The following is a 22,775-nucleotide window of genomic DNA, read 5'->3' as shown; positions in this document are numbered from 1 at the left end:
GAAGGGGATCAGAGCCGATTCGGGTGGTCATGGTGTTGCTCCGCCTTCCCTCCCTCACCGGGCAGGAGAGCGGCATGCCTTAGGGCGTCAATCACCGTCTCGGCGCATGAGACGCTATCCTTGCGGGCCCATTGGGTCGCGTCTTCCCAGATGCGGTGGTAGGTGCGCTCATAGATGAGCTTGGCAACGAATTGGGTGACGTCGGTCTGTGCCATTGCTGTATCTCCTTCTCAAATCGGAGACGGGCGCATGCGTCCGTCAAATGTGATTCACGTCCGTTTGGTGTGCCTGCTTAGAACTGCGGGCCGGGGCGCTGCGGACGCTGCGAACCGTCGTCGTCCTTGCCGGGCTGGGCGGGAACTCCATTAGGTCCATGATCGGCACCTTGCGGAGCCATGGGGGGCGGACCAGGCATGGCCGGTGCGCCGAACGCCATGGCCAGGCTCATGGGACCGGGGGGCGGGAGCGGCGGCAGGGAAGCAGAGAGCTCGACGGCCCGCTGCATCTGCTCGTCTGTCAGCTTTGCCTTCAGGGCCGAAAGAGCGGTCAGCACGGCTTGTGCCTTGGTGCCCTGGTCGGCGATCCGGGTGGCGATCGCCTCGGCGCGATCGAACGCGGCCGGCTTGGGCTCATCCTGCGGCGGCCTGGGGAGCTGCAGCAGCGCCATGACCGCGTTGGTATAGGCGCGCCAAGCGTCGAACTGATCCGCGCGAATGCCGAGATACGTCTCCATCGCCGAGAGGGAGGCCGCGGCCAGCATCTGTCCGCCCAGCGGCCCGAATCGGCCGGGTCCGCCAGGCGGGCGGGCCGGTTCGGATGGAGGCTGGTCCCGATTGCCGGGCCGGCCGGCAGCGTTTACCTGCCGATCACGCGGGCCGGGAGGCGTGGACGAATCCGCCAATTGTACGGTACGCGCGCTCATGGCAAACTGGCTTGCGCCCTCGCTGGCGGCGACCCGGTCCGTGCTCTTCGTCGCCGCGCCGGAGGGGTCTGCGAAGGCAAGGCCTCCGGCGGCATAGCCAGCAACGCCGATGCCGAGCGCCAAGACCACTGACGGGGCGAGAATGGCCCGTTTCAACATGCGTTTCGTCCTTTGGTCGTTTTCGATGAGCAGACCTTGGGCGCCGGCAGTTGCCAGGGTGTGGCGGACGGTTTCTGGATGTTTCTCAAAACAGCAGATTTGTGAGCGCTCGTTGCTGAGCGCAGAATGGCAATGGAAAGTTGCAATCGGCCGGGAGATCTTTTCGCTCGGTGCGCTAGAGCGGTTGCGCACCTGCAATGGGAAACAAATCACGTGGAAGCAGCCCCTCACATTCTTGTCGTTGACGACGACCACGAAATCAGAAAGCTGCTCGGGCGCTATCTCGCCGCGCAGGGGTTTCGTGTTTCTCTCGCTGCCACCGGGCGCGAGATGGAAGAAAAACTCACCACCAATCGGATTGATTTCGTCGTGCTGGACCTGATGCTCCCGGATGCATCCGGGCTCGATCTGTGCCGGTCGCTGCGCTCGCGCTCGCGCGTGCCGATCATCCTGCTCACGGCTTTGAAGGAAGAGGTGGACCGCATCATCGGCCTGGAAGTCGGCGCGGACGATTATCTCGGCAAGCCGTTCAATGCACGCGAACTGGTCGCGCGTATCCGCGCCGTGCTGCGCCGCATGCACGACACGCCGCCCGACACCAGCCTGGCGCAGAAATACAGCTTCTGCAGCTTCACCGTGGATCGCACGTCGCGGCAGGTGCTGGACGGCGAAGGCATTGATCTCGCGTTCACCGCTGCAGAGTTTGACCTGCTGATGGCATTCCTTGAGCGGCCGGGCCGCATCCTCTCCCGCGACCAGTTGCTCGACATCACCCAGGGCCGCGAGGCGGGCCCGTTCGACCGTTCCATCGATGTGCTGGTAAGCCGCCTGCGGCGCAAGCTTGGCGATGCCGGTTCGTTCCAGATCCTCAAGACCCAGCGCAACGGCGGCTACCAGTTCGCCGCGCGCGTGGAGACGCTCGAGATCGCTTCGTGAAGTCGCTGCGCGCGCGGGTGACCGGCCTTCTGGTGGTGGCGATCCTGCTGGTTCTCGTTCTCGCCACTGCGGTGTTCATTTTAGTTAGCGGACGCCCGCGTCCGCTGTTCGAGCAAGCGGTGACCGCGAGCCAGCTTGCGTTGGTGCTGAGGATGGTCGAAAGCGGGGTGGAAACCCTCCGAAGTGCCGATATCGTCAGCGACACCCCGCCCAATGGCATGGCCGATCCGTTCGCCTCCCAGCTGCTCACGGAAGCCATGGCGAGGCTTGGGATCATGCGCTCTGTCACGGTGATCGCGGAACTTGGCGCAGGGAAGCCCGGCGAGGGGCCGCCGCCATCCGGTAACGCGCCTGACGAGGAGGGCAGACCGCATCTGGCGCTGGTCCACCTTAAGGACGGACGGTGGCTGAAATTCCCGATCGAGCAACACTCGCTCCCCCCGCCGCCCGCAATTCCCTATGGCGTGCTGGGATGGTTCGCTCTTGTCGCCCTTGGTGTCACGGGGGTGGTTGCGGTGGCGGTGCAGCGTCTGCTCCGGCCGCTCGCCCTTATCGAGCAGGCCGTAGATCAGGTGGGCGTGGAAGGGACTCTGCCTCAACTCGCGGAAACCGGCTCCACCGAGGTGAGGGCCGCGGCACGCACCATCAACCTGCTGTCCCATCGCCTGAAGATGGCGATGGACAGCCGCATGCGGATCGTTGCGGCAGCGGCGCATGATTTGCGCACGCCGCTGACACGCCTGCGCTTGCGGGCGGAGTTCATCGAGGATGAGGAAGAGCGGGAGCGCTGGTTCGACGATCTCGCCGAGCTTGATCACATCGCCGATAGCGCGATTCGCTTGGTCCGAGAGGAAGTCAGTGGCACACCCGATGATTACGTGTCGCTCGACGAAGTGGTGAAATCCGTCGTGCGTGAGACCGAGCAAAGCGGCCTGAGCGCCGATTTGGTCGAGATGTGCCCGCTCATCGTCGCCGGCAAGCCGCTCTCGCTCAAGCGAGCGATCCGCAATCTCGTGAACAATGCGGCGACCCACGGGCGTGGGGCACGTGTCTATCTGCGCGCTGGCGAGGGGTGTGCGTTGCTGCTCATCGAGGACGATGGCCCGGGCATTCCAGAACACCTGATGGCGCAAGTGTTCGAGCCATTCTTCCGCACCGATCCCGCACGCCAGGTGACGATTCCCGGCGCCGGCCTGGGGCTCGCTATCGCCCACGAGATCATCCAACGGCACGGTGGCAAGCTGGTGCTCTCCAACAAGCCATCCGGAGGGCTGATCCAGCGGGTGGAACTACCCGCCGTGGCCGACCTTGAGGAGAGGGAGGACGTCGCGTCCTGACACGGCCCTACACCGCTCCGACCAGGCTACGACCGTCGCGCCGGGCGTAGAGGGCGATGGTCGCAAGCAAACCGCACAGCGCCGCGAATCCGAGCCACAGACCCGGCGCCGCCTTGTCGCCCGTCGCCTCGATGAGCCAGGTACAGGCCGCTGGCGTAAACCCGCCGAACAAAGCTGTGGCGAGGCTATAGGCCAGGGAAAAGCCGGAGGTGCGCACGTTTACCGGCATCACCTCGGTCAGTGCCACCACCATCGCCCCGTTATAGCTGGCGTAGAGGAAGGACAGCCACAGCTCGACCATCAGCATGCGCCCGAAGGTGGGATCAGACACCAACCAGGACAAGGCGGGATAGCCGGTGACCAGGGCCAGCAGCGAGAAGAGCGCCAGGAGCGGCCAGCGCCCGATTCGGTCGGAAAACGCCCCCATCACCGGCAACCAGAAGAAATTCGACACGCCGATGCAGAAGGTGACCACAAGGCTGTCGGCTGCACTGAGGTGCAGCACCGCGCGGCCGAAAGTCGGGGTGTAGACGGTGATTAAGTAAAAGGAGACCGTGGTCATCACCACCATCATCATGCCCGCCAGCACCAGTTGCCAGTTGGCAAGCATGGAGCGGAAGATTTCCCTAGCGTCCGGCCGATGCTTGCGGGCCAGGAATTCCTCGGTCTCCTGCAGCGATGTTCGGATGACGAAGATGAAGGGCACAATCAGGCAGCCAATGAAGAATGGAATGCGCCAGCCCCAGTCAGAGACCATCTGCGGGCTCATCCATTCGTTGAGGGCAAATCCCAGAGCCGCTGCGACGATGATCGCCACCTGCTGGCTGGCCGACTGGAAGCTGACGTAGAATCCCTTGTGGCCGGGCGTCGCCATCTCCGAGAGGTAGACCGAGACCCCGCCCAGTTCGACGCCTGCGGAGAAGCCCTGCAGCAAGCGGCCGATGAGCACCAGGAACGGCGCCAGCAGGCCGATGGTGGCATAACCCGGCACAAAGGCGACGAGGATCGTGCCGAACGACATGATGACCAGCGTCAGGATCAGGCCTTTGCGACGGCCGATCTTGTCCACATACGCCCCGAGAATGATTGCGCCGAGCGGGCGCATGAGAAAGCCGGCGCCGAAGGTGCCGAAGGTCAGCATCAGCGAGGCGAAGGCGTCGTGCACGGGGAAAAACGCGGCGGCAATATGGGTCGCGTAGAAACCGAACAGGAAGAAATCAAACATCTCCAGGAAATTGCCGCTGGTGACGCGAAACACCGTTGCGGCCTTTGAAGGTGTCTTGCGGGGCGCGCTGACATCCATGTGCGCTGTCTCAGGCATCGCTGTCTCCATGGGCCGGCCCGGCCAGCCTCGCTCCAACAGGCCTTGGATAGGAAGCTTTCCATCCGCAGGCAATGGATACCGGACCACCGCCGGTGCTTGAGGGGCGGGTGTGTTCTGTAGGTATCAGCTCAGGTCGTAAAATATATTGCGCTCGATTTAATCGTGCGATATATAAACCTCATGAGGCCAGCGCATCGGGTCGCAGTGAGCGATCAGCGCGCTTCTGCCGCAGGGGCCGAAACGGCTTTTCAGAGGAGTCATCCCATGTCTGTTGATGTGAAATATACCACCCAAGCCACTGCCACCGGCGGCCGCGACGGCCGCTCGACCACTGCCGATGGCACGTTGGATGTGAAGCTGACCACTCCGAAGGAACTCGGCGGCGCGGGCGGAGAGGGCAATAATCCCGAACAATTGTTCGCGGCCGGCTATTCTGCCTGCTTCCTTGGCGCTCTGAAGTTCGTTGCGGCCCAGGAAAAGGTGCGCGTCCCCGCCGACGCCACGGTCACCGCCACGGTCGGAATCGGCCCGCGCTCGGAAGGCGGCTTCGGTATCACCGCCGCCCTGAAGATCTCGCTGCCCGGCATCGAGCGCGCCGAGGCTGAGGCCCTGGTGGCTAAGGCGCATCAGGTGTGCCCCTATTCCAACGCCACCCGCGGCAACGTGGACGTGGGCTTGGAGGTCGCCTGATTAGATTGGGTGGTGCGCGGCGCCCTGCACCCCATCCAATAAATGAAAACCCCCGCCGCGGCCGAGCCGGGCGGGGGTCTTGATTTCATGCATCAGAGAAGCGAGGGCTCACCAGCCCGGACGGCAGTGCAGGCCGCCGTAAGGGCCGCGCCAGCAACCGCCGGGGTGCCAATAGGGGCCGTAGCCATACCACCAGTCGATGAACAGGCTGGCGCTGGTGCCGGAAACCGGCTTCTCATCGCTCAGGACCTTATAATTGTAGACCAAGGTATCGCCGGTCAGCACCGGGTTGGTGAGTTCCACCACGGCTGTGACTGGCTTGCCGTCTACGGTTACGGAGAGCGTGGCATTGGGAGCGTCCTTCTGGAAGCTGTCCTTGCCGCTGTTCCAGAACTTCACGAAATTGGCGGTCGGCGCATCTCCGGTCATGCGCTCGGGACGGTCCGAGAACATGATGGTCTGCGGCGCGACGCCCTTCAGGGTGATGGTCTTTTCGTCGACGGTGACCGAATCGGCAACCTGAACGAACAGCCAGTTGGCGGGCTTCATTTCCTCGGTATTCGCGGGCTTGGCACCCTGCGCGTTGGCTATTCCGATGGCGCCCACCATCGCGAACAGCGCGCCGAAAATTACAGACTTCATCGGTCTCTCCCAGTGCAGATCAATAATCCGTCACCACGGCGCGCACATTACCACTTCATCCGCGCTTTACCAGTCCCCGCTCCGTTTCCAACAGATGGGAAGGTTCTACGCCGGCTCATGGTTAAGATGGGGCTACGTTTCCAAGCCCGTGTATTGTGATGTGACAGTTAAATGAACTTTCCGCTCGGGGAATAGGAACGGCAAAGGTCAAGCTTGAATACTTCCAATATGCGGTGGAGCCTGAAATGAGCCGCATCTCCCTGGCAGGGGGCGTCAGCTGTCCAGCAGACCTGCCAATTTTAGCGCGACCCCCTGGGAGCCGTCGACGCGCAGGCGGCCGGTGGAGAAGGCCAGCATGGGGCCGATGCGGCCGGTGATGAGCTTTTCCAGCGTATCGGTGGAGAGCTTCAAGATCGCGTCCGCCTCGCCGGAGCCTTCTGCGATATCCACCACCGGTCCGGTCGCATCCAACAGGATGGATTCGTCGGTGTCGGTGAGGTCGAACCGCACGCGGTAGCCGAGTTCGCGCAACACGTCGGCGCGGTCGCTCATGAGGTCGATGAGGGAAGAGAGGTCGGCCATGCTGGTTCCTGCTTGCGCGCCCCTTGGGGGGCACCGCTTAAGATAGGCGTGGGCGGCCGGAGGCGCGCCCGCGCGGGTTCAGAAAGATGCGTCGTCCAGCGCCATCATGGACGCCTTGCCGGTCTTGATGGAACCCCAAAGTGCGGCGACTTCCGGAAGCAGGCGGTCGATGAAGAAGCGGGCCGTGACGAGCTTTGCCTCATAGAAGGCTGTTTCTCCATTGGCTTCGCCGCGCTTTTGCAATGCGACTTCCGCCATCCGGACCCACATGTAGCCGAGCGCAACGAGGCCGAACAGGCGCAGATATTCGGTCGCGGCGGCGCCGGCCTCGTCGGGATCCTTCATGCCCTTCTCGGCGATGTGGGCGGTGGCGAGTTGGAGGGCGCCGAACGCCTTGCCGAGCGGGCCCACCAGCGGCCCGAGGTCGGGATCGTCGAGCTTGGCGTCGATGAATTCCAGCACCGGATGGAAGAACGAGCGCAGAAGGCGCCCGGTGTGCGCGCCGAGCTTTCGGCCCACCAGGTCCAGCGCCTGCACGCCATTTGTGCCTTCATAGATCATGGCGATGCGGGCATCGCGCAGATACTGCTCCATCCCGTGGTCGCGGATATAGCCGTGCCCACCGTAGACTTGGACGCCCAGTGAGGCGTTGGTGAAGCCGAGATCGGTGAACATGGCCTTCACGATGGGGGTCATGAGGGCGGTGAAATCCTCGGCCCGCTGGCGCTCCTCCGGGTCGTTGGAGCGCTCCATCAGGTCGAGGTTGCGGGCCACCCAGCCGGAAAGCGCGCGGCAGCCCTCGTTATAAGCGCGCATGGTCATGAGGGTGCGTCGCACGTCGGGATGCACGATGATCGGATCGGCGGGCTTGTCCGGGTATTTCGCGCCAGTGAGCGCACGTCCCTGCAGGCGCTCCTTGGCGTAGGTCACGGCGCTCTGATAGGCCGCTTCGCCGACGCCGAGCCCCTGCGTTCCCACGGAGAGCCGCTCGGAATTCATCATCGAGAACATGGCCCGCATGCCCTTGTGCGGCTCGCCCACGAGCCAGCCCTTGGCATCGTCGAAGGAGAGCTGGCAGGTGGCCGAGCCGTGGATGCCCATCTTGTGCTCAATACCGGTGCATTGAACACCGTTGCGCATGCCGGGGCGGCCATCCTCGGTGGGGAGGAACTTCGGCACCAGGAACAGGGAGATGCCCTTGACGCCCTTGGGCGCGTCCGGCAGTCGGGCAAGCACCAGATGGATGATGTTCTCCGTCAGATCATGCTCGCCGGCTGAGATGAAGATCTTCGAGCCGGTGATGGCATAGCTGCCATCGTCCTGCGGCTCCGCCTTGGTGCGCAGCAGGCCGAGATCGGTGCCGCAATGGGGCTCCGTGAGGCACATGGTGCCGGTCCAGCCGCCCTCCACCATCTTCGGGAGATAGCGTTCCTTCAACTCCTGCGAGGCGTGATTCTTCAGCGCGATATAGGCGCCATGTGTCAGGCCGGGATAAAGACCGAAGGCGAGGTTGGCCGAGCACATCATCTCTTCGATGAACTTGGTCACGCTCGCCGGCAGGCCTTGGCCGCCCCATTCGGGATCACAGGCGATGCCGTTCCAGCCGCCCTCGCGATAGGTGTCATAGGCCTGCTTGAAGCCCTTCGGCGTGCGTACGACCCCGTTCTCGTAGGTGCAGCCTTCCTGATCGGCGGCCATGTTGATGGGCGCCAGCACCTCGGTCACCAGCTTGCCGGCCTCTTCCAGCACGGCATCGATCAGGTCCGGCGTTACCTCTTCGAGGCCCTTCATGTCCTTCAAGCTCTCGCTGCCATGGAGTTCGTGCAGCACGAAGCGCATGTCGCGGAGCGGGGGCTGATAGGTCTGCATGGTCGCTCTCCCGTTGTGCTCTGGGGCCTCTCCAAGAGGCTCATATTCGGTCAACTTCCTCTCCCGCTTGCGGGGGAGGGTCGGGGAGGGGGCCATCAAGCAGGGCGTCGTTCGCCGAACCGCGACAGTCCACCTTCCCCCTCCCTAGCCCTCCCCCGCGAGCGGGAGAGGAAACGCGAAGGGAGCGGGCACTCAGTTCCGCAGCGGGCGGCCGGTTTCCAGTGTGTGCTCGATGCGAGCGAGCGTCGCGTTGGTCTTGATGAGGCGCATGAAATTCGCTCGCTCCAGTTCCAGCACCTGGGCTTCCGTCACCGGCTCGATATGGTCCGCCTTGCCGCCGGACAGCACTTCGGCCAAGGCACCCGCCACCACCAGGTCGTGCTTGGTGGCCATGCCGCGCTTGTGGAAACCTTCCGCCGCCATGACCAGGGCGGTCTTGCCCGACGGGCCGGGTAAGGTGAGGTCCTTGGGCTTGGGCGGCACATAGTTTTCCGCCAGCGCCAGGGCCTTGGCCTTCGCATCCGCAAGCAGGCGGTCGCGGTTCATCGTGATGCCGTCGCCTTCGCGCAGGAACAGATATTCCTTCGCCTCGGCGGCGGACTTGGAGACCGTGGCGACGCTGACCAGCTCGAACACCTTCGAAGTGGCGGGCATGGGCCCCTTGGGCATGCCCTTGGCGTTCTGCCAGCGGGTCAGCATCTCCTTGCAGCCGCCCCAGCCGGGCAGCAGACCGACGCCGCATTCCACCAGGCCGATATAGCTTTCCGCGTGGGCCTGGACCGCATCGGAATGCAGCAGGATCTCGCACCCACCGCCGAGCGCCATGCCCGCGGGGGCGGAGACGACGGGGAAGGGGGCGTATTTGAGCTCCTGGTAGGCCTTCTGCCCGGTCGCCACCAGCTTCTCCACCTCACCGAACGCCGCGATGTTGCAGGCGAACAGGGCCAGGCCAAGATTGGCCCCAACCGAGAAATTCGAGCCTTCATTATAGATGACAAGTGCCTTGTACTTGTCCTTCACAAGACGAATGCTCTTGCCCAGAAGGGTAATGATGCCCTCGTCCAGCGAATTTCCCTTGCTGGTGAATTCGAGGCACACCACGCCGTCGCCGATGTCCCACAGCGCCGCCGAGCCGTTCTTCATCAAGGGCGTGCTGTTGAGCTTGATGTCGGCGAGCAGCAGCACGCCGTCGGGGCGCGTCACGTCATGATAGGCGCCGTCGAGCCCGAGGTATTGCCGCGTGCCGTTTTCCACCCGGTAGAAAGGCTGAGCTTCGGCCATGGCAAGCAGATCGGGTATGGGCTCACCGTCCGCCTTGAGGCGGGCGATGACATTGGCCGCGCCGATCTTGTCGATCAGCTCGAACGGGCCCCATTTCCAATTGTAGCCAAGGCGCATGGCCTCATCGATCGCCACCACGTCGTCGGCGGCTTCACCCACGAGCCGGGCGGCATAGGCGAGGGTCCGCCCCATCACCGCCCAAGAATACCGTCCGGCCGCGCCGGGGGCCGAAAGAAGGGCGAGAAGATCCTTGCCGCCACCGTCCTCCAGTTCCGGCAGGGCTGCCTTTTCCTGCAGACGATACTGGCCGGTGGAAAGGTCGATGGCTTCCTTCACCTTGCCGCCGTTCTCGCGGTTCAGACGGTAAAATCCGCCCTTGCCCTTGCGGCCGGTATATCCGGTCTCAATCATGGTCTTGAGCAGGGGGACGTCGCGCAGCGTAGCGTGAAAGGGATCGTTCTTGGGGAGCGCACGCTCCAGGCTGCCCTGCACATGGGGCATCAGGTCGAGTCCGACGAGGTCGAGTAACCCAAAGATTCCGGTCTTGGGAATGCCGAACGGCCGTCCCATTACGGCATCCGCTTCCTCGACCTTCAGGCCCTTATCGATCGCCTCGCCGACCGCAAGGTTCAGCCAGAAGGTGCCGAGCCGGTTGGCGATGAAGCCCAGCGTATCCTTGCAGGTGACGATCGTCTTGCCGAGCTTCACGTCGGCGAAGGCGGAAACCTTGGCCACAGTCGCCGGATCGGTCTTCGGCCCCGCGACGATCTCCAGCAGCCGCATGTAGCGCGGCGGATTGAAGAAATGGGTGATGAGGAAGTCGCGGGCGAAACTCTCCGGAAGACCGGCGGTCAAATCGGCCAACGGGATGGTTGAGGTGTTGGAGGACACCGCGCTGCCAGGGGTACGCGCGGCCTCGATCTTGGCATAGAGCGCCTGCTTGATATCGAGCCGTTCGATCACCGCTTCGACGATCCAGTCGCAGGTCGCGATCTGGTCGAGATGATCCTCGATATTTCCCGCTGTGACGAGCTTGGCTGCGGCCTTGGACATGAAAGCGGCGGGGTCCGCCTTCAGCAGGCGCGCGATGGCACCTTCCGCGATGGCATTGCGATTGGTCGCACCTTGCGGGACGATATCCAGCAGCAGAACGGGAATGCCCGCATTCGCCACATGAGCGGCGATGCCCGCGCCCATGACGCCGGCGCCGATGACGGCGACCTTCTTGATTTCGTTCATCTCACGCGCCTCCGGTCAGATGCGTTCGAGAATAGTGGCGATGCCCTGTCCGCCGCCGATGCACTGGGTGGCCAGTGCATAACGCCCGCCCTCGCGCTTCAGCAGCGAAGCGGCCTTGCCGACGATGCGGGCACCGGTGGCGCCGAGCGGATGGCCAAGGGCGATGGCACCGCCGTCGATATTGATCGTGTCCTCGCGCAGCGCCAATTCGCTGATGCAGGCAAGCGCCTGGGAAGCGAAGGCTTCGTTCAGCTCCACCACATCGAGATCGTTCACTGTGATGTTTGAGCGCGCGAGCGCTTTGCGGGTCGCCGCGACCGGGCCGATGCCCATGATTTCCGGCGCGCAGCCAGCCACGGCCACGCCACGCAGGCGCGCAAGTGGGGTGAGGCCGTGCTTTTCGGCATAAGCTTCGGTGCAGACGAGCACGGCGGAAGCGCCATCGGTCAGCGGCGAGGAGGTGCCGGCGGTGACGGTGCCGTTTTCATCGAAGGCCGGCTTCAGGCCGGCGAAATCCTCAGGCTTGGATCCGGCTCGGATGCAGCCGTCGGCATCAACCGATTTGCCCTTGATCTGGATCGAGACGATCTCATCCTTCAGACGGCCCTCGGCCTGCGCCTTGGCGGCCTTGTGCTGGCTCTTCAAGGCGAACGCGTCCTGGTCGGCACGGCTGATCTGCCATTTGTGCGCGACATTTTCGGCCGTGTCCCCCATGCCCATGTAGGCGGCATGGTTCTTTTCATACAAAGCGGGGTTCGGCATTGGATTGAAGCCGGTCATGGGCACGCGGCTCATGCTCTCGACGCCGGCGCACACGAACACCTCGCCAGCGCCAAGCTGGATCTGCCCTGCGGCCATGTGGATGGCCTGCATGGAGGAGCCGCAGAAGCGGTTCACGGTCACACCAGCCACCGATTGCGGCAGGTCGGCAATCATGCCGATGAGGCGCGCCACGTTGAAGCCCTGCTCCGCTTCGGGAAAGGCGCAGCCTACAATCAGGTCTTCGATGTCTTCGGGATTGACCTTGGTGCGGGCGATGAGCTCTCGGACCACCTGCGCCGCCAAGTCGTCGGGGCGGACGCGCGCGAGGTCTCCCTTCTTGGCGGGCGCGAAAGGCGAGCGGGCATAGCCTGCGATGACCACGTTCTGCATGGGCTCTCCTACCAGGTCTCTTTTGTTGACAGACGTTCCTGCTTGTCGCGTCTATAAGTCGATTGAGGCTATTCACGGCCGGGTGAAGCTATTGCTTCGTGACAATGTCCGTGTTTCCAAGTCTTTCCAGCCATAGCGGCGTAGCACGGCCGATCCGAGGGGATCGGATAGGGAATGGCATACTGGATATGATGCCGGGGCGACGCCCGCCTGGCTGACCGGCGGTGCGGTGGGGGAGCGGCCGGTCAGCCCGCGGCACGTGCCGCAGCGGCGTCCAGCTTCAAGGCCTCCTCGGTCTGCGCCTCGATCTCCTTCAGCTCGTCGATGGTTTCCTCCAGCGCCAAGCGTTGGTCCTCCAACATTTCGAGGCGGGTGCGGACCTGCTTCAGCAGCAGGCGGATCTGCTCGATCTGGGTCGGATCGACGTCGTAAAGATCCAGGTAATCCTTGATTTCCCGCAAGCTGAAGCCAAGCCGCTTGCCGCGCAGGATCAGCGCCATCCGTGCCCGATCACGCTTGGTGTAGACACGAATATTGCCGGCCCGGCGGGGGGTGATGAGCCCCTTATCCTCATAAAAACGAATGGTGCGCGCTGTGACGGAAAGGTCTCGCGCCAACTCCGTCACGGTGAAAAATGCGTCCGTTATCGCACCCGTGGTGCCGCGCTTGACTGCCACTGTCGCAACCTTACCTATACGTCATCCAATGAACGCCAGGATACATGCTTTGCCCCCTGACGCAAGCCCTGCACAAGGTCGGCGCCAAGACAAGGATGCGTGAATATGCCCGCTCTATTGCGTTGCGAAGGAATCGGCGACTGAAATTTCGCGATGCACAACATCACAAATGGATGGGCTCGACTCCCAGTGGGAAAAACACGTCAGATTTGCTGCCATAATATTTTCAGATGCGGTCGAATTCGATCGCTTGGCCCAGAACACATGCAAGCATGCGTTGCATGTCTGCCACACAGCAGTGGTTAAAGATGTTTTTCGTATGTCGAGCGAGCTCAAGCCGTTGACGCTTGCGTTCGAATAGGCATGCTTGTTGACGTATAGGGCATCTGAAGCACTGTTACGTGCGCCGCACAAAAGACGGGGTGCCCTAAGGAAACGCAACCCAAGGGGGCATCATGTCTAAACGTCACGCTTTGGCGCGTACCGGTTCCGTCCTGATGATGCCGGCGCTGTTTTTGGGCGGCGTTTCGGCCGCTGGCGCGGGCGGCTTTGCCCTGCGCGAACAGAGCGCCTATTATCTGGGTTCGGCCTTTGCCGGCAGCGCTGCCGGCGGGGGCGCGGGCCTTGCTTCCATGTATTGGAACCCCGCGGCGATCAGCTTTGCTCCTGGTCTCTCCGCGGAAGGCAACATCACCTATATCGCGCCCCACGCCTCTATCGATGTAGCGGGCGCTCGCAGCGCGCTCGGCACCAATCTGGGCAACGTCGGTGTCGGCGATATCGTCGACAACGGCACCTTGCCCACCAGCTATATTAGCTATGCGTGGGACCGCTGGGCCGTTGGCCTCGCGGTGACCTCGCCGTACGGCTTGATCACCGACGCGCCCTGTAACTGGTCGGGACGCTATTATGGCTGCTACAGCCGCATCTTCGATATGAACGCGACTGCCTCGGCAGCCTACAAGGTCAACGAGTGGCTGACCCTCGGCGGCGGCGTCGTGATCAATTACATCGACGCCAAGCTCAACCAGGCCCAGATTCTCTCGGGTGCGCCACGCTATCTCCAGGGGGCGGCTGAAGTGAATGGCGACGATTTCGCCGCCGGCTTCACGCTCGGCGCCCTGTTCACCCTGCGTCCCGGCACCACCATTGGCGTCGGCTATCGCTCCGGGCTGGACCAGAATCTCAACGGTTCCACAACCTTGTCCTTGCCGACAGGCAACGTGCTGGGCAAGGCGCCGACCACCGCTGGCCTGAACCTGCCGGACCAGGTGACTGCAAGCTTGCGGTCCCAGCTTGATCCGCGCTGGACCGTGCTCGGTACCGTGGAATGGACCAATTGGTCGAAACTCCAGGAATTGGTGATCGAACCGGTGGGTTCTAATCCTTCCATCCTGTCCATGCACTGGCAGGACGGCTGGTTCTTCTCCGGCGGTCTAGAGTATCAGTGGGATCCAAAGCTCGCCTTGCGCGCCGGTATTGCCTACGAAATCTCGCCCGTTACCGACGAATACCGTACGCCCCGCCTTCCCGACAGCAACCGGCTGTGGCTTTCTGCCGGCCTGACCTATGCCTGGACCGAAAATCTCAGCATCGATCTCGCTTACAGCCACATCTTCGGTGAAACCGGGTCCATCAACCTTAGTCCGCTCGATACGGCAAATCTGACGCGCGGTGTGCTCGTGGCCGAGGTCAACAACGCCTATGTGGACATTGTCTCGCTCGGCGTGCGCTATCGTTTCGACTCCGTTCCGCAGAAGACCGCCCTCATCACCAAGTGATGGATCGGGGCGGCCTAAAGGCTGAAAAAGCGGAAAAGCTTCGCTTTCCCGGCGCAATTGCGCCCCATCCTGCATCGGGAGGCACGCAACCACGTGCCTCTGAAAGCAAGAGATCCAAGGCTGCCACGTGCCGGGCGCCTCCGCGAAGAAGGGGACGACGATGCTCCATCGCAATCAGGATGCCGGTATTCTGGGGGGGCCGGTAACGGACCTTCTGGAGGTGAGCGTGGCCGAATACGGCGCGCACACGGCCCTGAATTTCATGGGTCGAAAATGGACTTACACCCAACTCGGCGCGATGGTGGAAGCGGCTGCTGCCGGTTTGCAGCGGCTGGGCGTCGGCAAGGACACCCGTGTGGGTCTTTGCCTTCCGAATACGCCGTATTCGGTTATCTTTTACTATGCCGTGCTGCGCGCCGGCGGCATCGTGGTAAATTTCAGCCCGCTCTATGTGGAGCGCGAGCTGGCCAATCAGATCCGCGATTCCGGTACCACGATCATGGTCGTTCCCGACCTCAAAGTGATCCATTCGAGGGTCGCCGCGGTTGCGGAGGAGAGCGGCCTCAAGACCATCGTGGTTTGCCCCTTCGCGCACATCCTGCCCTGGCTGAAGGGCCTGCTGTTTACTCTGCTGAAGCGCAAGGACATGGCCCAGTTCTCGCGGGAGGACGGGCGGCACCTGCGCTATCAGGACCTGGTGCGCGGCGTGGGCCGTCCGGCGCCGGTCAGCATTGATGCGCAGAACGATATCGCGGTGCTGCAATATACCGGCGGCACGACCGGCCTCCCCAAGGGGGCCATGCTCACCCACGCGAACGTGACCGCCAATGCCCGCCAGGTGATGGCCCATGTGAATTGCTTGGAAGCCGGCGGGGAAAAGATGCTGGGCGTTCTGCCCCTGTTCCACATATTCGCCATGACCACTGTGATGAACATTCCGATCGCGACCGGCGCGGAAATCATCTTGGTGCCGCGCTTCCACCTCACCGATCTGCTGGACACCATCACCCGGGAGCGGCCGACGGTGTTTCCCGGCGTCCCTACGATCTACACCGCGATTAACAACGCTCCAGGGCTTTCGAAATACGACCTTTCCTCGCTGCGTTTCTGCATTTCCGGCGGCGCGCCGCTGCCGGGGGAAGTGCGCCACCGTTTTGAAGAACTCTCCGGCTGCAAGCTGGTGGAAGGCTATGGTTTGAGCGAGACCTCCCCGGTGCTTGCTTCGAATCCGCCCCTGGGCGTCATCAAGGATGGCTCCGTCGGTACGGTCTTGCCCGGCACAACGATCGAGATCCGCGATCTGGCCGATCCGAAGCGGTTGATGCCGGTGGGAGAAAGGGGGGAGGTGTGCGCCCGCGGGCCTCAGGTGATGGCGGGCTATTGGAACCGCCCCGAAGAAACCGCCAATGCGTTTGTCGATGGCGCCTTCCGTACCGGTGACGTGGGCTATTTCGACGCCGACGGCTACTTGTTCCTGGTGGACCGCATCAAGGATCTGATCCTATGCGGCGGCTATAATGTCTATCCCCGCGTCATAGAGGAAGCGCTCTATCTGCACCCTGCGGTCGGGGAGTGCGTGGTGATCGCGGTCGCCGACGCATATCGCGGGCAAAGTCCAAAGGCCTTTGTGACCCTGCGCGCCGGTATGGAGGCGACCCCGGAGGAATTGCTCGCGTTCCTCGCCACGCAGGTCTCGAAAATCGAGATGCCGAAAGCGGTGGAAATCCGTGACAGCCTTCCCAAGACTCTTGTCGGCAAGCTGTCCAAGAAGGAACTTGTTGAAGAGGAGCGGCGCAAGGATCAGGAAGGGTAAACCTGCCAGGATGCCGCAGGAACGCTGAGGCGCCGTAGGCGTTGCCGAGGCATCATAAGGGCTGCCGCGCGATTCGCCGTAGCGGCGCTGCCTCCTCGGGCAAGGCTCGGTCTGTGAAGGACGCCGCACATGGGTTTTGAGACGCGCGTGGCGCACGGCGTGGCGATCGGGTGCCTCATCGTCGTCGGCTTGGTCACGGCTTGGCTTCTGTCCAATATTATCCTGCTGATTTTTGCGGCTGTCCTTATCGCGGTGGCCCTGCATGCGCTGGCCGAGCCGCTCGCCCGCGCCACGTCGATGCCGCCGCGCGCCGCCCTCACGGTGACGGGGTTGCTCGTCACCATCGCTATTGGTCTGACTCTGTATTTGTTCGGGAGCATCATCCGCGCGCAGGTCGGCGAGTTGATCCAACGCCTGCCGGAGGCGTGGGTCGAATTCCGCGACCGCTTCGGTCTGCAGGGCGTCACCGACGACCTGATTCGTCATGCCGAGAACGCGGTCCCCTCCGGTACCACGATGCTGAGCGCCCTGCGGGGGTTCACGAGCAATGTCGTCAATGCGGTGCTGGGCATCTTCCTGGCCATCGTCGGCGGCGTCTATCTGGCGATCCAGCCGCAGCTCTACCGGCGCGGCCTTCTTGCCGCGTTTCCTGCCGGTTGGAGGCCGGAAATCGAGAGCGGTCTCAATCGCGCCAATCTCGGCTTGCGCGGTTTCCTCAAGGCACAGCTTGTGGCGATGCTGCTCGTGGGCGTGCTGAGCGGGGTTGGGCTTTCGTTCATCGGAATTCCCTCCGCGTTTGCTCTCGGCCTGTTCGCAGGCCTTGCCGAGTTCGTGCCGATGATCGGGCCGTTTGCAGCAGCGGTGCCGGCCCTGCTGCTTGCCTTCACCGTAGGCTACGAGGAGGCGACATGGACCCTCCTTCTGTTCCTTGTGGTGCAGCAATTGGAGGGGAACCTCATATCGCCGCTCCTGCAACAGGAGATGGTTTCGCTCCCGCCGGCGGTCAGCCTCTTTGCAGTGGTCGCCTTCGGAACCTTGCTCGGTCCGCTCGGCGTGCTGCTCGCAACGCCGCTCACAGTTGTGATCTTTGCCCTGTGGCAGCGAGAGGCCCTGGGCGGGCAGGGTGCAGGCGCCGCAGCGCCAACCTGAGGGCGGACACACCTTGCAGTTTCCGACCGCGGAAGGGGGATCGACGAGCGCGGGCTTGGCCGTGGGGAGGGGGAATACGTCGCGCGCATCCGATGGTTTGCGGTCGCGTGGCCGGCGTGTATGTTCGCGCGCCCGATCTCGACCATGCCCGGCGCCCTGCGCCGATGTCGGCATGATCCAACCTCTTTACGCGGTGCGCATTCCGGCGCGGCGGTTTCCGCTCGCTTGGGTCGTGCCAGGGAAAATGCGCGCATGGCTCGCGATATGCTGGATGCCACCCCGATCCAATCCCGCGACGAACTGGTCGCCTGGATAGAACAGGGGAATAAGCCGGAATCCGCCTTCCGCATCGGCACCGAGCACGAAAAAATTCCCTTCACGATCGGCCGGCATGAGCCCGTGCCTTACGAAGGCGAAGCGGGCATACGGGCGATATTGGAAGGCATGCAGCAGCTTTCAGGCTGGGAGCCGATCCTCGAAGGGGAAACCCTGATCGGTCTTGCCGACCCCAGCGGTGGCGGCGCCATCTCGCTGGAACCCGGCGGACAGTTCGAGCTCTCCGGCGCGCCGCTGTTGTCGATCCATGAGACCTGCTCCGAGATCAACACCCACCTCACGCAGGTGCGGCAGGTCGCCGAGCCGATGGGAATCGGCTTTCTCGGCATCGGCATGAGCCCCAAATGGACCCGCGCCGAAACCCCGGTGATGCCCAAGGGGCGTTATAAGATCATGGCCAACTACATGCCGAAGGTCGGCAAGCTCGGCCTCGACATGATGTTCCGCACCTGCACCGTGCAGGTGAACCTCGACTTCTCCTCGGAAGCCGACATGGTGCGCAAACTGCGGGCCAGCCTCGCTCTCCAGCCCATCGCCACCGCTCTGTTCGCCAATTCACCCTTCACCGAGGGCAAGCTGAACGGATTTTTGTCGTTCCGTTCGGAAATCTGGCGCGATACCGACAACCAGCGCGCCGGCATGCTGCCTTTCGCCTTCGAGGACGGCATGGGGTTTGAGCGCTATGTCGACTATGCGCTCGACGTGCCCATGTATTTCTTGAAGCGCGGCGATGCCTATATCGACGTCGCCGGTTCCTCCTTCCGTGATCTCCTGGCCGGGCGACATCCGGCAGTGCCGGGCGAGACGGCAACCTTGTCCGACTGGGTGAACCATCTCTCCACGATCTTCCCGGAGGTGCGGCTGAAGCGGTTCCTGGAGATGCGTGGGGCCGATGCCGGGCCCTGGGCTGAGCTGTGCGCCTTGCCGGCGCTCTGGGCCGGGGTGCTTTATGATTCCCAGAGCCTGGATGCCGCCCTTGATCTGGTGAAGGGCTGGAGCGAAGCCGAGCGGCAGACGCTGCGGGACGACGTTCCGCGCCTTGCCCTTGAGGCGACCATCGCCGGCCGCAAGGTGCGGGAGGTGGCGGCGGATATGGTGGATTTGTCCGAAGCCGGCCTGAAGCGCCGGCGCCTTCTTGATAGCCAGGGCCGCGACGAGATGCGATTCCTTGCGCCCGTGAAGGAGGTCCTGGCCAGCGGAAAGACTCCCGCCGACAAGTTGCGCGACCTCTATCTCAGCGGCTGGAACGAGTCGGTCGAACCGGCTTTCAAGGCGCTGGCTTACTGAGTGCCTGAAGAGAGTAGTCGCATGTGCCGGACGCATGGCGGCCATGCGCGCTTGGGAGGTTCGCGCAGCGCGCGGCTCGGTTCTAACGGGACATCTCCCGGAGTTCGGAATTCATGGCCGCGTCTTTGCCTCCCGCCGCCCCGGCCCCGTTCGGCCCTGTGGAAGCGACGCTCTATGCCGCGACCGTCCTGATCTGGGGCACCGGCTGGCTGCCGCTGCGCCTGCAATTGGGCGTCGTCGCGCCGGAAGTCTCGGGCATGCTGCGCTTCCTGGTTTCCGGGATCATCATGTTCGCGGCGGTGGGATTTTCCGGCGGGCGCCTGGCGTTTCGCCCGCGCGATCATCTGCTGTTCGCCGCGCTCGGCGCCTGCCTGTTTTCGCTGAATTTCCTCACCTTCTATTATGCCGGCTACCACCTGAAATCAGGGGTCATGTCGGTTGTGTTCTCGCTGGCCTCTGTCTGCATCCCCGTTCTGTCGGCACTGATTTTCGGTACGCGGCTGACGCTACGCATTCTCCTCGGAACGCTGCTCGGGGTCGGCGGCATCGCCCTGGTCTTCGAGCCGAGCCTGGTGGAAACGGGATTTGACGGCGCCGTCCTGCTGTCGCTGGGTCTGGCGATCAGCGGAACCGTCCTGTTCTCGCTTGGCAGCCTGCTGACCGGCGTCATTTCGCGCCGCGGGCTTCCGCTGTTCTCGGCCACGGCGTGGGGCATGGCCTACGGCTGGTTGGTCTTCTTGCTTGCGACCCAGGTTTCGGGGGCGCCGATCCAAGTGGAATGGACGCCGCGCTACCTAGGAGCGCTCGCCTATCTCATCCTCGTGCCGACGCTGCTCGGCTTCGCCATTTATCTGCAATTGATCCGGCGCATCGGCGCCAGCCGGGCCGGCTACGGCACGGTCCTCTTCCCGCTTGTCGCGCTCGCCATCTCGACCCTGTTCGAGGACTATCATTGGACAGCGGAAGCCGGGATCGGGGTCGCGCTGGTGCTGGCCGGCAACGTGGTGGTGCTAACCAAGGGCCGCCCGGAAACCTCCGCCTGATCCCTATTCGGCCGCGGCGGCGTCGGTGACGTTATCCAGCCCCTGGATGATGTGCTGGGCGAGGGCATCGGCGAGCGCATTGGGTTCGTGCCGGTTGCGCATCAGCGCGATATCGCAAGGCGGGAGAGGCGGAAAACCGTCCGCCGGGCCGAGCACGCGCATCCCCGGACGCAGCGCCGATTCGGGGAAAACGCTGACGGCGAGGCCGGAAAGCACAGCCGCCGACACAGCACCTGCATTCGGGCTGGTGTAGAGCACGCGATACGCGCGGCCGCAGCCGGCGAGGCGCGTCATCGCCGCATCGCGCCATTGGCAAGTGGGGCGTCCGAGGGCAAGCGGGACGGGCGTCTCCAGATGCGCGGAATGGCGCGCGGAACCGACCCACAGCAAGCGCTCGCGCCGGATCACCTGGGCATCGCGGGCAGTGGTCTCGGTATAGGTGATGATGGCGAGATCCAGCGTCCCGGCCTTGATGCGTTCGACCAGTTCGCAACTCGGTTCGCAGATCACCGTGAGTTCGACCGAGGGGTGGGTGCGCGAAAAGCGCGCCATGATCTCTGGGAGATAGCGGTCGGCATAATCGTCCGGAACCCCGAGGCATACCCGGCCCGACAAGGTCGCGTCGGCGAAGCTCGCCACGGCTTCGAGATTGAGCTTCACGATCCGCCGCGCGTAGTCGAGCAGGCGCTGGCCGTCCTCGGTGAGGCGCGAGGCGCGGCCGTCACGGGCGAACACGGGGCGTCCGATCCGCTCCTCCAGCCGCTTCATCTGCATTGAAACCGCCGATTGCGTCTTATGCACCACCTCGGCCGCACGCGTGAAACTGCCGGTTTCGGCGATGGCTACGAAGGTTCGGAGCTGATCGGTGTCGAGCAGAATGGTCATGGGCGCTCTCGATATATCAGCGTTGATGATATTTCAGATGAATAACATTCGCTAGCGTGATTTCTCGTCCCACTCCACAAGTTGGCGGCCGCGGCGCGGTGAGATCGGGTGGTCCCCCCGTGGCTCCAGGGAGCAGAACGGGCAGGCGTCAGGCAATGGAGATGACAATGAGCATTCATGGCGAAATCCGCACCACCGCAGTCGCGCCCTTCAGCGCCGCCGTGGCCGCGTTCCTTCTGCAGGCTGTCGGCCAAGCGCTGAAAGTCGTGCGGGCCATGGAGCATCGCCGCGCCATCCGCCCGCTGTGGGCGATGGATGACCATATGCTGCGCGATATCGGCCTGACCCGCGGCGACATGCACGATGCGGCCGCAGAACCGATTCTGGCCGATCCTTCGGTGCTGCTGGTGCGTCGGGCCGTCGAACGCCGCGCAGCCGTCTGGTTGAAGGTGCGCCGGAGCGCCTGACCGGCATCGCGAACACGCTCGGCGGTCAAGCCCCTCGCGACCGCCCGTCTGGGCCCGTGCCGCCCCAAACCGGCGCGGGCCCTCTTTTATGTTGAGCGCTCAGCCCTTTCGTTTCGGATTGGTCCCGGCCCGCGGTGGCGAGGCATGACCATGCGCCGCGCTGCGCCCGAGCATCTGGCTCCAGAAATCCGGGAATGGGTAGAAGGCCGCGAGATTCGAGAACGGCGCCGCCGGATCCATGTTGCCGGTGGCGTTCGGGGGAAAGCCCTGGGCAAACAATTGGGCGAAATACTCCTGCATGGGCCACTGGCCAAGCGCCGGAGGTGGCTCAGGCGGCGGAGGGGGCGGGGGCAGCGCCAGCGGCTTTGTTGATGCCGGAGGCATGCTGCGCTGGGCAACCTCCCCTGAGGCTGCCGCCATGGTTTCCATCATGGCCGCGATGAGCTCCTGCCACGCATTGGTGGCCGAGCCGTACAGGTCCTGACCGGCCATGCCGCGATCGGCGGTACTCCGCCCGTAACGCGAGGAAGACGGCGGCGCCGCGCCCCAGGAGGGAACGCCGCCGGCTCCGGTCCAGGGCGATTGAAGCATCATCTGCGCGAATGCATCGACCCACGGGTTGCCGGTGCTTTGGGACTGGCGCGGCATGGCGCTGTTCATCCAGGTGGCGAGCCCGTCGACCCAGGGATTGCCGGTCGGCACCGGAAGGCCATTGGCGCGCGCCAGCATCGCGGCCAGCATCTGATTCATCGCACCCGAGGCGGCGAGCGACTTGGTGAGCCCACCCATGACCAGAGTCGCGAAGTCCGGCATGATTTGGCGCACCACGGCGCTCGCAAGGCCACTGCTCGCGGCGGCATGGTTGGCGACCGCCTGGCTGATCTCGGGTGAGCCGAAGAAGGCTTCCAGCGCGCTGGCGCCGGCCCGCGACAATTCCTCGGGCGCGGACGGGCGACGATCATAGAGGCCGCCGTAGGGGCCGCGCATCATCAATACCATCATGCCTGCCAGCCCTTCAGGCGATTGCATCGCCCGCTGGATGCCCGCAGCGAAGGCCGGCATCACGGCTTCGGCCGCCTTCTGCGCCTGCTGCGCCGTAAGGCCGTAGATCTGGGCAAGGTTCTCAAGGCCGTGTCCGCCTTGGGCTGCTCTCAGCAATTGTACGAACTGGTCCATATGGCGGCCTCCCGAGAAAGAGACCTTA

At 63.7% G+C, this 22,775-nt stretch carries 20 protein-coding genes; 9 read left to right on the top strand and 11 right to left on the bottom strand.

Going from position 1 to position 22,775, the window contains the following annotated elements:
• Positions 1 to 8: 8 nt before the first annotated feature.
• Positions 9 to 215 (bottom strand): hypothetical protein, encoded by a 207-nt coding sequence (locus tag V5F77_RS15915; RefSeq protein WP_429006340.1) that lies wholly within the window; start codon positions 213 to 215, stop codon positions 9 to 11.
• A 77-nt stretch (positions 216 to 292) separates the two neighbouring features.
• Positions 293 to 1,081 (bottom strand): hypothetical protein, encoded by a 789-nt coding sequence (locus V5F77_RS15910; protein ID WP_429006339.1) that lies wholly within the window; start codon positions 1,079 to 1,081, stop codon positions 293 to 295.
• A gap of 213 nt (positions 1,082 to 1,294) precedes the next feature.
• On the opposite strand from V5F77_RS15910, the gene V5F77_RS15905 reads away from it, so the two are divergent.
• Complete coding sequence (locus V5F77_RS15905) at positions 1,295 to 2,017, top strand: response regulator (RefSeq protein WP_429006338.1); 723 nt, start codon at positions 1,295 to 1,297, stop codon at positions 2,015 to 2,017.
• Positions 2,014 to 3,354, top strand: coding sequence for an ATP-binding protein (locus V5F77_RS15900; protein WP_429006337.1), 1,341 nt, complete (start codon positions 2,014 to 2,016; stop codon positions 3,352 to 3,354). Before V5F77_RS15905 ends, V5F77_RS15900 begins: the two co-directional genes overlap by 4 nt.
• A 7-nt stretch (positions 3,355 to 3,361) precedes the next feature.
• Here V5F77_RS15900 and tcuC read toward each other — a convergent pair whose 3' ends face one another.
• A complete protein-coding gene (tcuC, locus tag V5F77_RS15895; protein ID WP_429006336.1) occupies positions 3,362 to 4,675 on the bottom strand; it encodes an MFS transporter in 1,314 nt (437 codons plus the stop codon).
• 267 nt (positions 4,676 to 4,942) lie between these two features.
• Between tcuC and V5F77_RS15890 the strand changes: the two genes are divergently transcribed.
• A complete protein-coding gene (locus V5F77_RS15890; RefSeq protein ID WP_429006335.1) occupies positions 4,943 to 5,368 on the top strand; it encodes an organic hydroperoxide resistance protein in 426 nt (141 codons plus the stop codon).
• 108 nt (positions 5,369 to 5,476) lie between these two features.
• On the opposite strand, the gene V5F77_RS15885 is transcribed toward V5F77_RS15890, so the two are convergent.
• From V5F77_RS15885 to V5F77_RS15860, 6 genes are all read right to left on the bottom strand, one after another.
• Entirely contained in the window at positions 5,477 to 6,010 is a 534-nt protein-coding gene (locus V5F77_RS15885; protein ID WP_429006334.1) for a hypothetical protein, read from the bottom strand.
• Positions 6,011 to 6,283: 273 nt separating this feature from the next.
• Positions 6,284 to 6,592: an SCP2 sterol-binding domain-containing protein gene (locus V5F77_RS15880; RefSeq protein WP_429006333.1), complete on the bottom strand. Its 309-nt coding sequence runs from the start codon at positions 6,590 to 6,592 to the stop codon at positions 6,284 to 6,286.
• Between the two features lie 78 nt (positions 6,593 to 6,670).
• Positions 6,671 to 8,461 carry an acyl-CoA dehydrogenase C-terminal domain-containing protein gene (locus tag V5F77_RS15875; RefSeq protein ID WP_429006332.1) on the bottom strand — a complete coding sequence of 597 codons (1,791 nt, stop codon included), beginning with the start codon at positions 8,459 to 8,461 and terminating at the stop codon, positions 6,671 to 6,673.
• Between the two features lie 192 nt (positions 8,462 to 8,653).
• A complete protein-coding gene (locus V5F77_RS15870; RefSeq protein ID WP_429006331.1) occupies positions 8,654 to 10,981 on the bottom strand; it encodes a 3-hydroxyacyl-CoA dehydrogenase/enoyl-CoA hydratase family protein in 2,328 nt (775 codons plus the stop codon).
• 15 nt (positions 10,982 to 10,996) lie between these two features.
• Complete coding sequence (locus V5F77_RS15865; protein ID WP_429006330.1) at positions 10,997 to 12,133, bottom strand: thiolase family protein; 1,137 nt, start codon at positions 12,131 to 12,133, stop codon at positions 10,997 to 10,999.
• A gap of 245 nt (positions 12,134 to 12,378) precedes the next feature.
• A complete protein-coding gene (locus tag V5F77_RS15860) occupies positions 12,379 to 12,810 on the bottom strand; it encodes a MerR family transcriptional regulator (protein WP_429006329.1) in 432 nt (143 codons plus the stop codon).
• Positions 12,811 to 13,265: 455 nt separating this feature from the next.
• Between V5F77_RS15860 and V5F77_RS15855 the strand changes: the two genes are divergently transcribed.
• The 5 genes from V5F77_RS15855 to V5F77_RS15835 all read left to right on the top strand — a co-directional run bounded on the left by V5F77_RS15855 (position 13,266) and on the right by V5F77_RS15835 (position 20,219).
• Positions 13,266 to 14,591 carry an OmpP1/FadL family transporter gene (locus V5F77_RS15855; protein ID WP_429006328.1) on the top strand — a complete coding sequence of 442 codons (1,326 nt, stop codon included), beginning with the start codon at positions 13,266 to 13,268 and terminating at the stop codon, positions 14,589 to 14,591.
• Positions 14,592 to 14,751: 160 nt separating this feature from the next.
• Positions 14,752 to 16,404, top strand: a complete 1,653-nt coding sequence (locus V5F77_RS15850; protein WP_429006327.1) for a long-chain-fatty-acid--CoA ligase — start codon at positions 14,752 to 14,754, stop codon at positions 16,402 to 16,404.
• Positions 16,405 to 16,533: 129 nt separating this feature from the next.
• Positions 16,534 to 17,553, top strand: coding sequence for an AI-2E family transporter (locus V5F77_RS15845; protein WP_429006326.1), 1,020 nt, complete (start codon positions 16,534 to 16,536; stop codon positions 17,551 to 17,553).
• Positions 17,554 to 17,805: 252 nt separating this feature from the next.
• Complete coding sequence (locus V5F77_RS15840) at positions 17,806 to 19,176, top strand: glutamate--cysteine ligase (protein ID WP_429006325.1); 1,371 nt, start codon at positions 17,806 to 17,808, stop codon at positions 19,174 to 19,176.
• A gap of 113 nt (positions 19,177 to 19,289) precedes the next feature.
• Entirely contained in the window at positions 19,290 to 20,219 is a 930-nt protein-coding gene (locus tag V5F77_RS15835; RefSeq protein ID WP_429006324.1) for a DMT family transporter, read from the top strand.
• Positions 20,220 to 20,222: 3 nt separating this feature from the next.
• Here the strand turns inward: V5F77_RS15835 and V5F77_RS15830 are convergent, their stop codons facing one another.
• Positions 20,223 to 21,104, bottom strand: coding sequence for a LysR substrate-binding domain-containing protein (locus V5F77_RS15830; protein WP_429006323.1), 882 nt, complete (start codon positions 21,102 to 21,104; stop codon positions 20,223 to 20,225).
• Positions 21,105 to 21,271: 167 nt separating this feature from the next.
• Here V5F77_RS15830 and V5F77_RS15825 point away from each other — a divergent pair, with 167 nt between their 5' ends.
• Positions 21,272 to 21,571 (top strand): DUF1127 domain-containing protein, encoded by a 300-nt coding sequence (locus tag V5F77_RS15825; protein WP_429006322.1) that lies wholly within the window; start codon positions 21,272 to 21,274, stop codon positions 21,569 to 21,571.
• A gap of 99 nt (positions 21,572 to 21,670) precedes the next feature.
• Here the strand turns inward: V5F77_RS15825 and V5F77_RS15820 are convergent, their stop codons facing one another.
• Positions 21,671 to 22,747 (bottom strand): DUF937 domain-containing protein, encoded by a 1,077-nt coding sequence (locus V5F77_RS15820; protein ID WP_429006321.1) that lies wholly within the window; start codon positions 22,745 to 22,747, stop codon positions 21,671 to 21,673.
• Positions 22,748 to 22,775: the final 28 nt, after the last annotated feature.

Origin of the sequence: Roseixanthobacter psychrophilus (assembly GCF_043195195.1) — a bacterium.
Taxonomy (GTDB): Bacteria; Pseudomonadota; Alphaproteobacteria; order Rhizobiales; family Xanthobacteraceae; genus NCEH01.
This window is presented reverse-complemented; position numbering and strand designations above follow the sequence as displayed.

Bases quoted from the DNA above. Each gene is read 5' to 3' on its own strand.
- V5F77_RS15910 (WP_429006339.1), bottom strand. From the start codon at position 1,081: ATGTTGAAACGGGCCATTCTCGCCCCGTCAGTGGTCTTGGCGCTCGGC.
- V5F77_RS15840 (WP_429006325.1), top strand. From the start codon at position 17,806: ATGGCTCGCGATATGCTGGATGCCACCCCGATCCAATCCCGCGACGAA.
- V5F77_RS15870 (WP_429006331.1), bottom strand. From the start codon at position 10,981: ATGAACGAAATCAAGAAGGTCGCCGTCATCGGCGCCGGCGTCATGGGC.
- V5F77_RS15880 (WP_429006333.1), bottom strand. From the start codon at position 6,592: ATGGCCGACCTCTCTTCCCTCATCGACCTCATGAGCGACCGCGCCGAC.
- V5F77_RS15890 (WP_429006335.1), top strand. From the start codon at position 4,943: ATGTCTGTTGATGTGAAATATACCACCCAAGCCACTGCCACCGGCGGC.
- V5F77_RS15855 (WP_429006328.1), top strand. From the start codon at position 13,266: ATGTCTAAACGTCACGCTTTGGCGCGTACCGGTTCCGTCCTGATGATG.
- V5F77_RS15835 (WP_429006324.1), top strand. From the start codon at position 19,290: ATGGCCGCGTCTTTGCCTCCCGCCGCCCCGGCCCCGTTCGGCCCTGTG.
- V5F77_RS15915 (WP_429006340.1), bottom strand. From the start codon at position 215: ATGGCACAGACCGACGTCACCCAATTCGTTGCCAAGCTCATCTATGAG.
- V5F77_RS15845 (WP_429006326.1), top strand. From the start codon at position 16,534: ATGGGTTTTGAGACGCGCGTGGCGCACGGCGTGGCGATCGGGTGCCTC.
- V5F77_RS15820 (WP_429006321.1), bottom strand. From the start codon at position 22,747: ATGGACCAGTTCGTACAATTGCTGAGAGCAGCCCAAGGCGGACACGGC.
- V5F77_RS15830 (WP_429006323.1), bottom strand. From the start codon at position 21,104: ATGACCATTCTGCTCGACACCGATCAGCTCCGAACCTTCGTAGCCATC.
- V5F77_RS15865 (WP_429006330.1), bottom strand. From the start codon at position 12,133: ATGCAGAACGTGGTCATCGCAGGCTATGCCCGCTCGCCTTTCGCGCCC.
- V5F77_RS15825 (WP_429006322.1), top strand. From the start codon at position 21,272: ATGAGCATTCATGGCGAAATCCGCACCACCGCAGTCGCGCCCTTCAGC.
- tcuC (WP_429006336.1), bottom strand. From the start codon at position 4,675: ATGCCTGAGACAGCGCACATGGATGTCAGCGCGCCCCGCAAGACACCT.
- V5F77_RS15885 (WP_429006334.1), bottom strand. From the start codon at position 6,010: ATGAAGTCTGTAATTTTCGGCGCGCTGTTCGCGATGGTGGGCGCCATC.
- V5F77_RS15850 (WP_429006327.1), top strand. From the start codon at position 14,752: ATGCTCCATCGCAATCAGGATGCCGGTATTCTGGGGGGGCCGGTAACG.
- V5F77_RS15875 (WP_429006332.1), bottom strand. From the start codon at position 8,461: ATGCAGACCTATCAGCCCCCGCTCCGCGACATGCGCTTCGTGCTGCAC.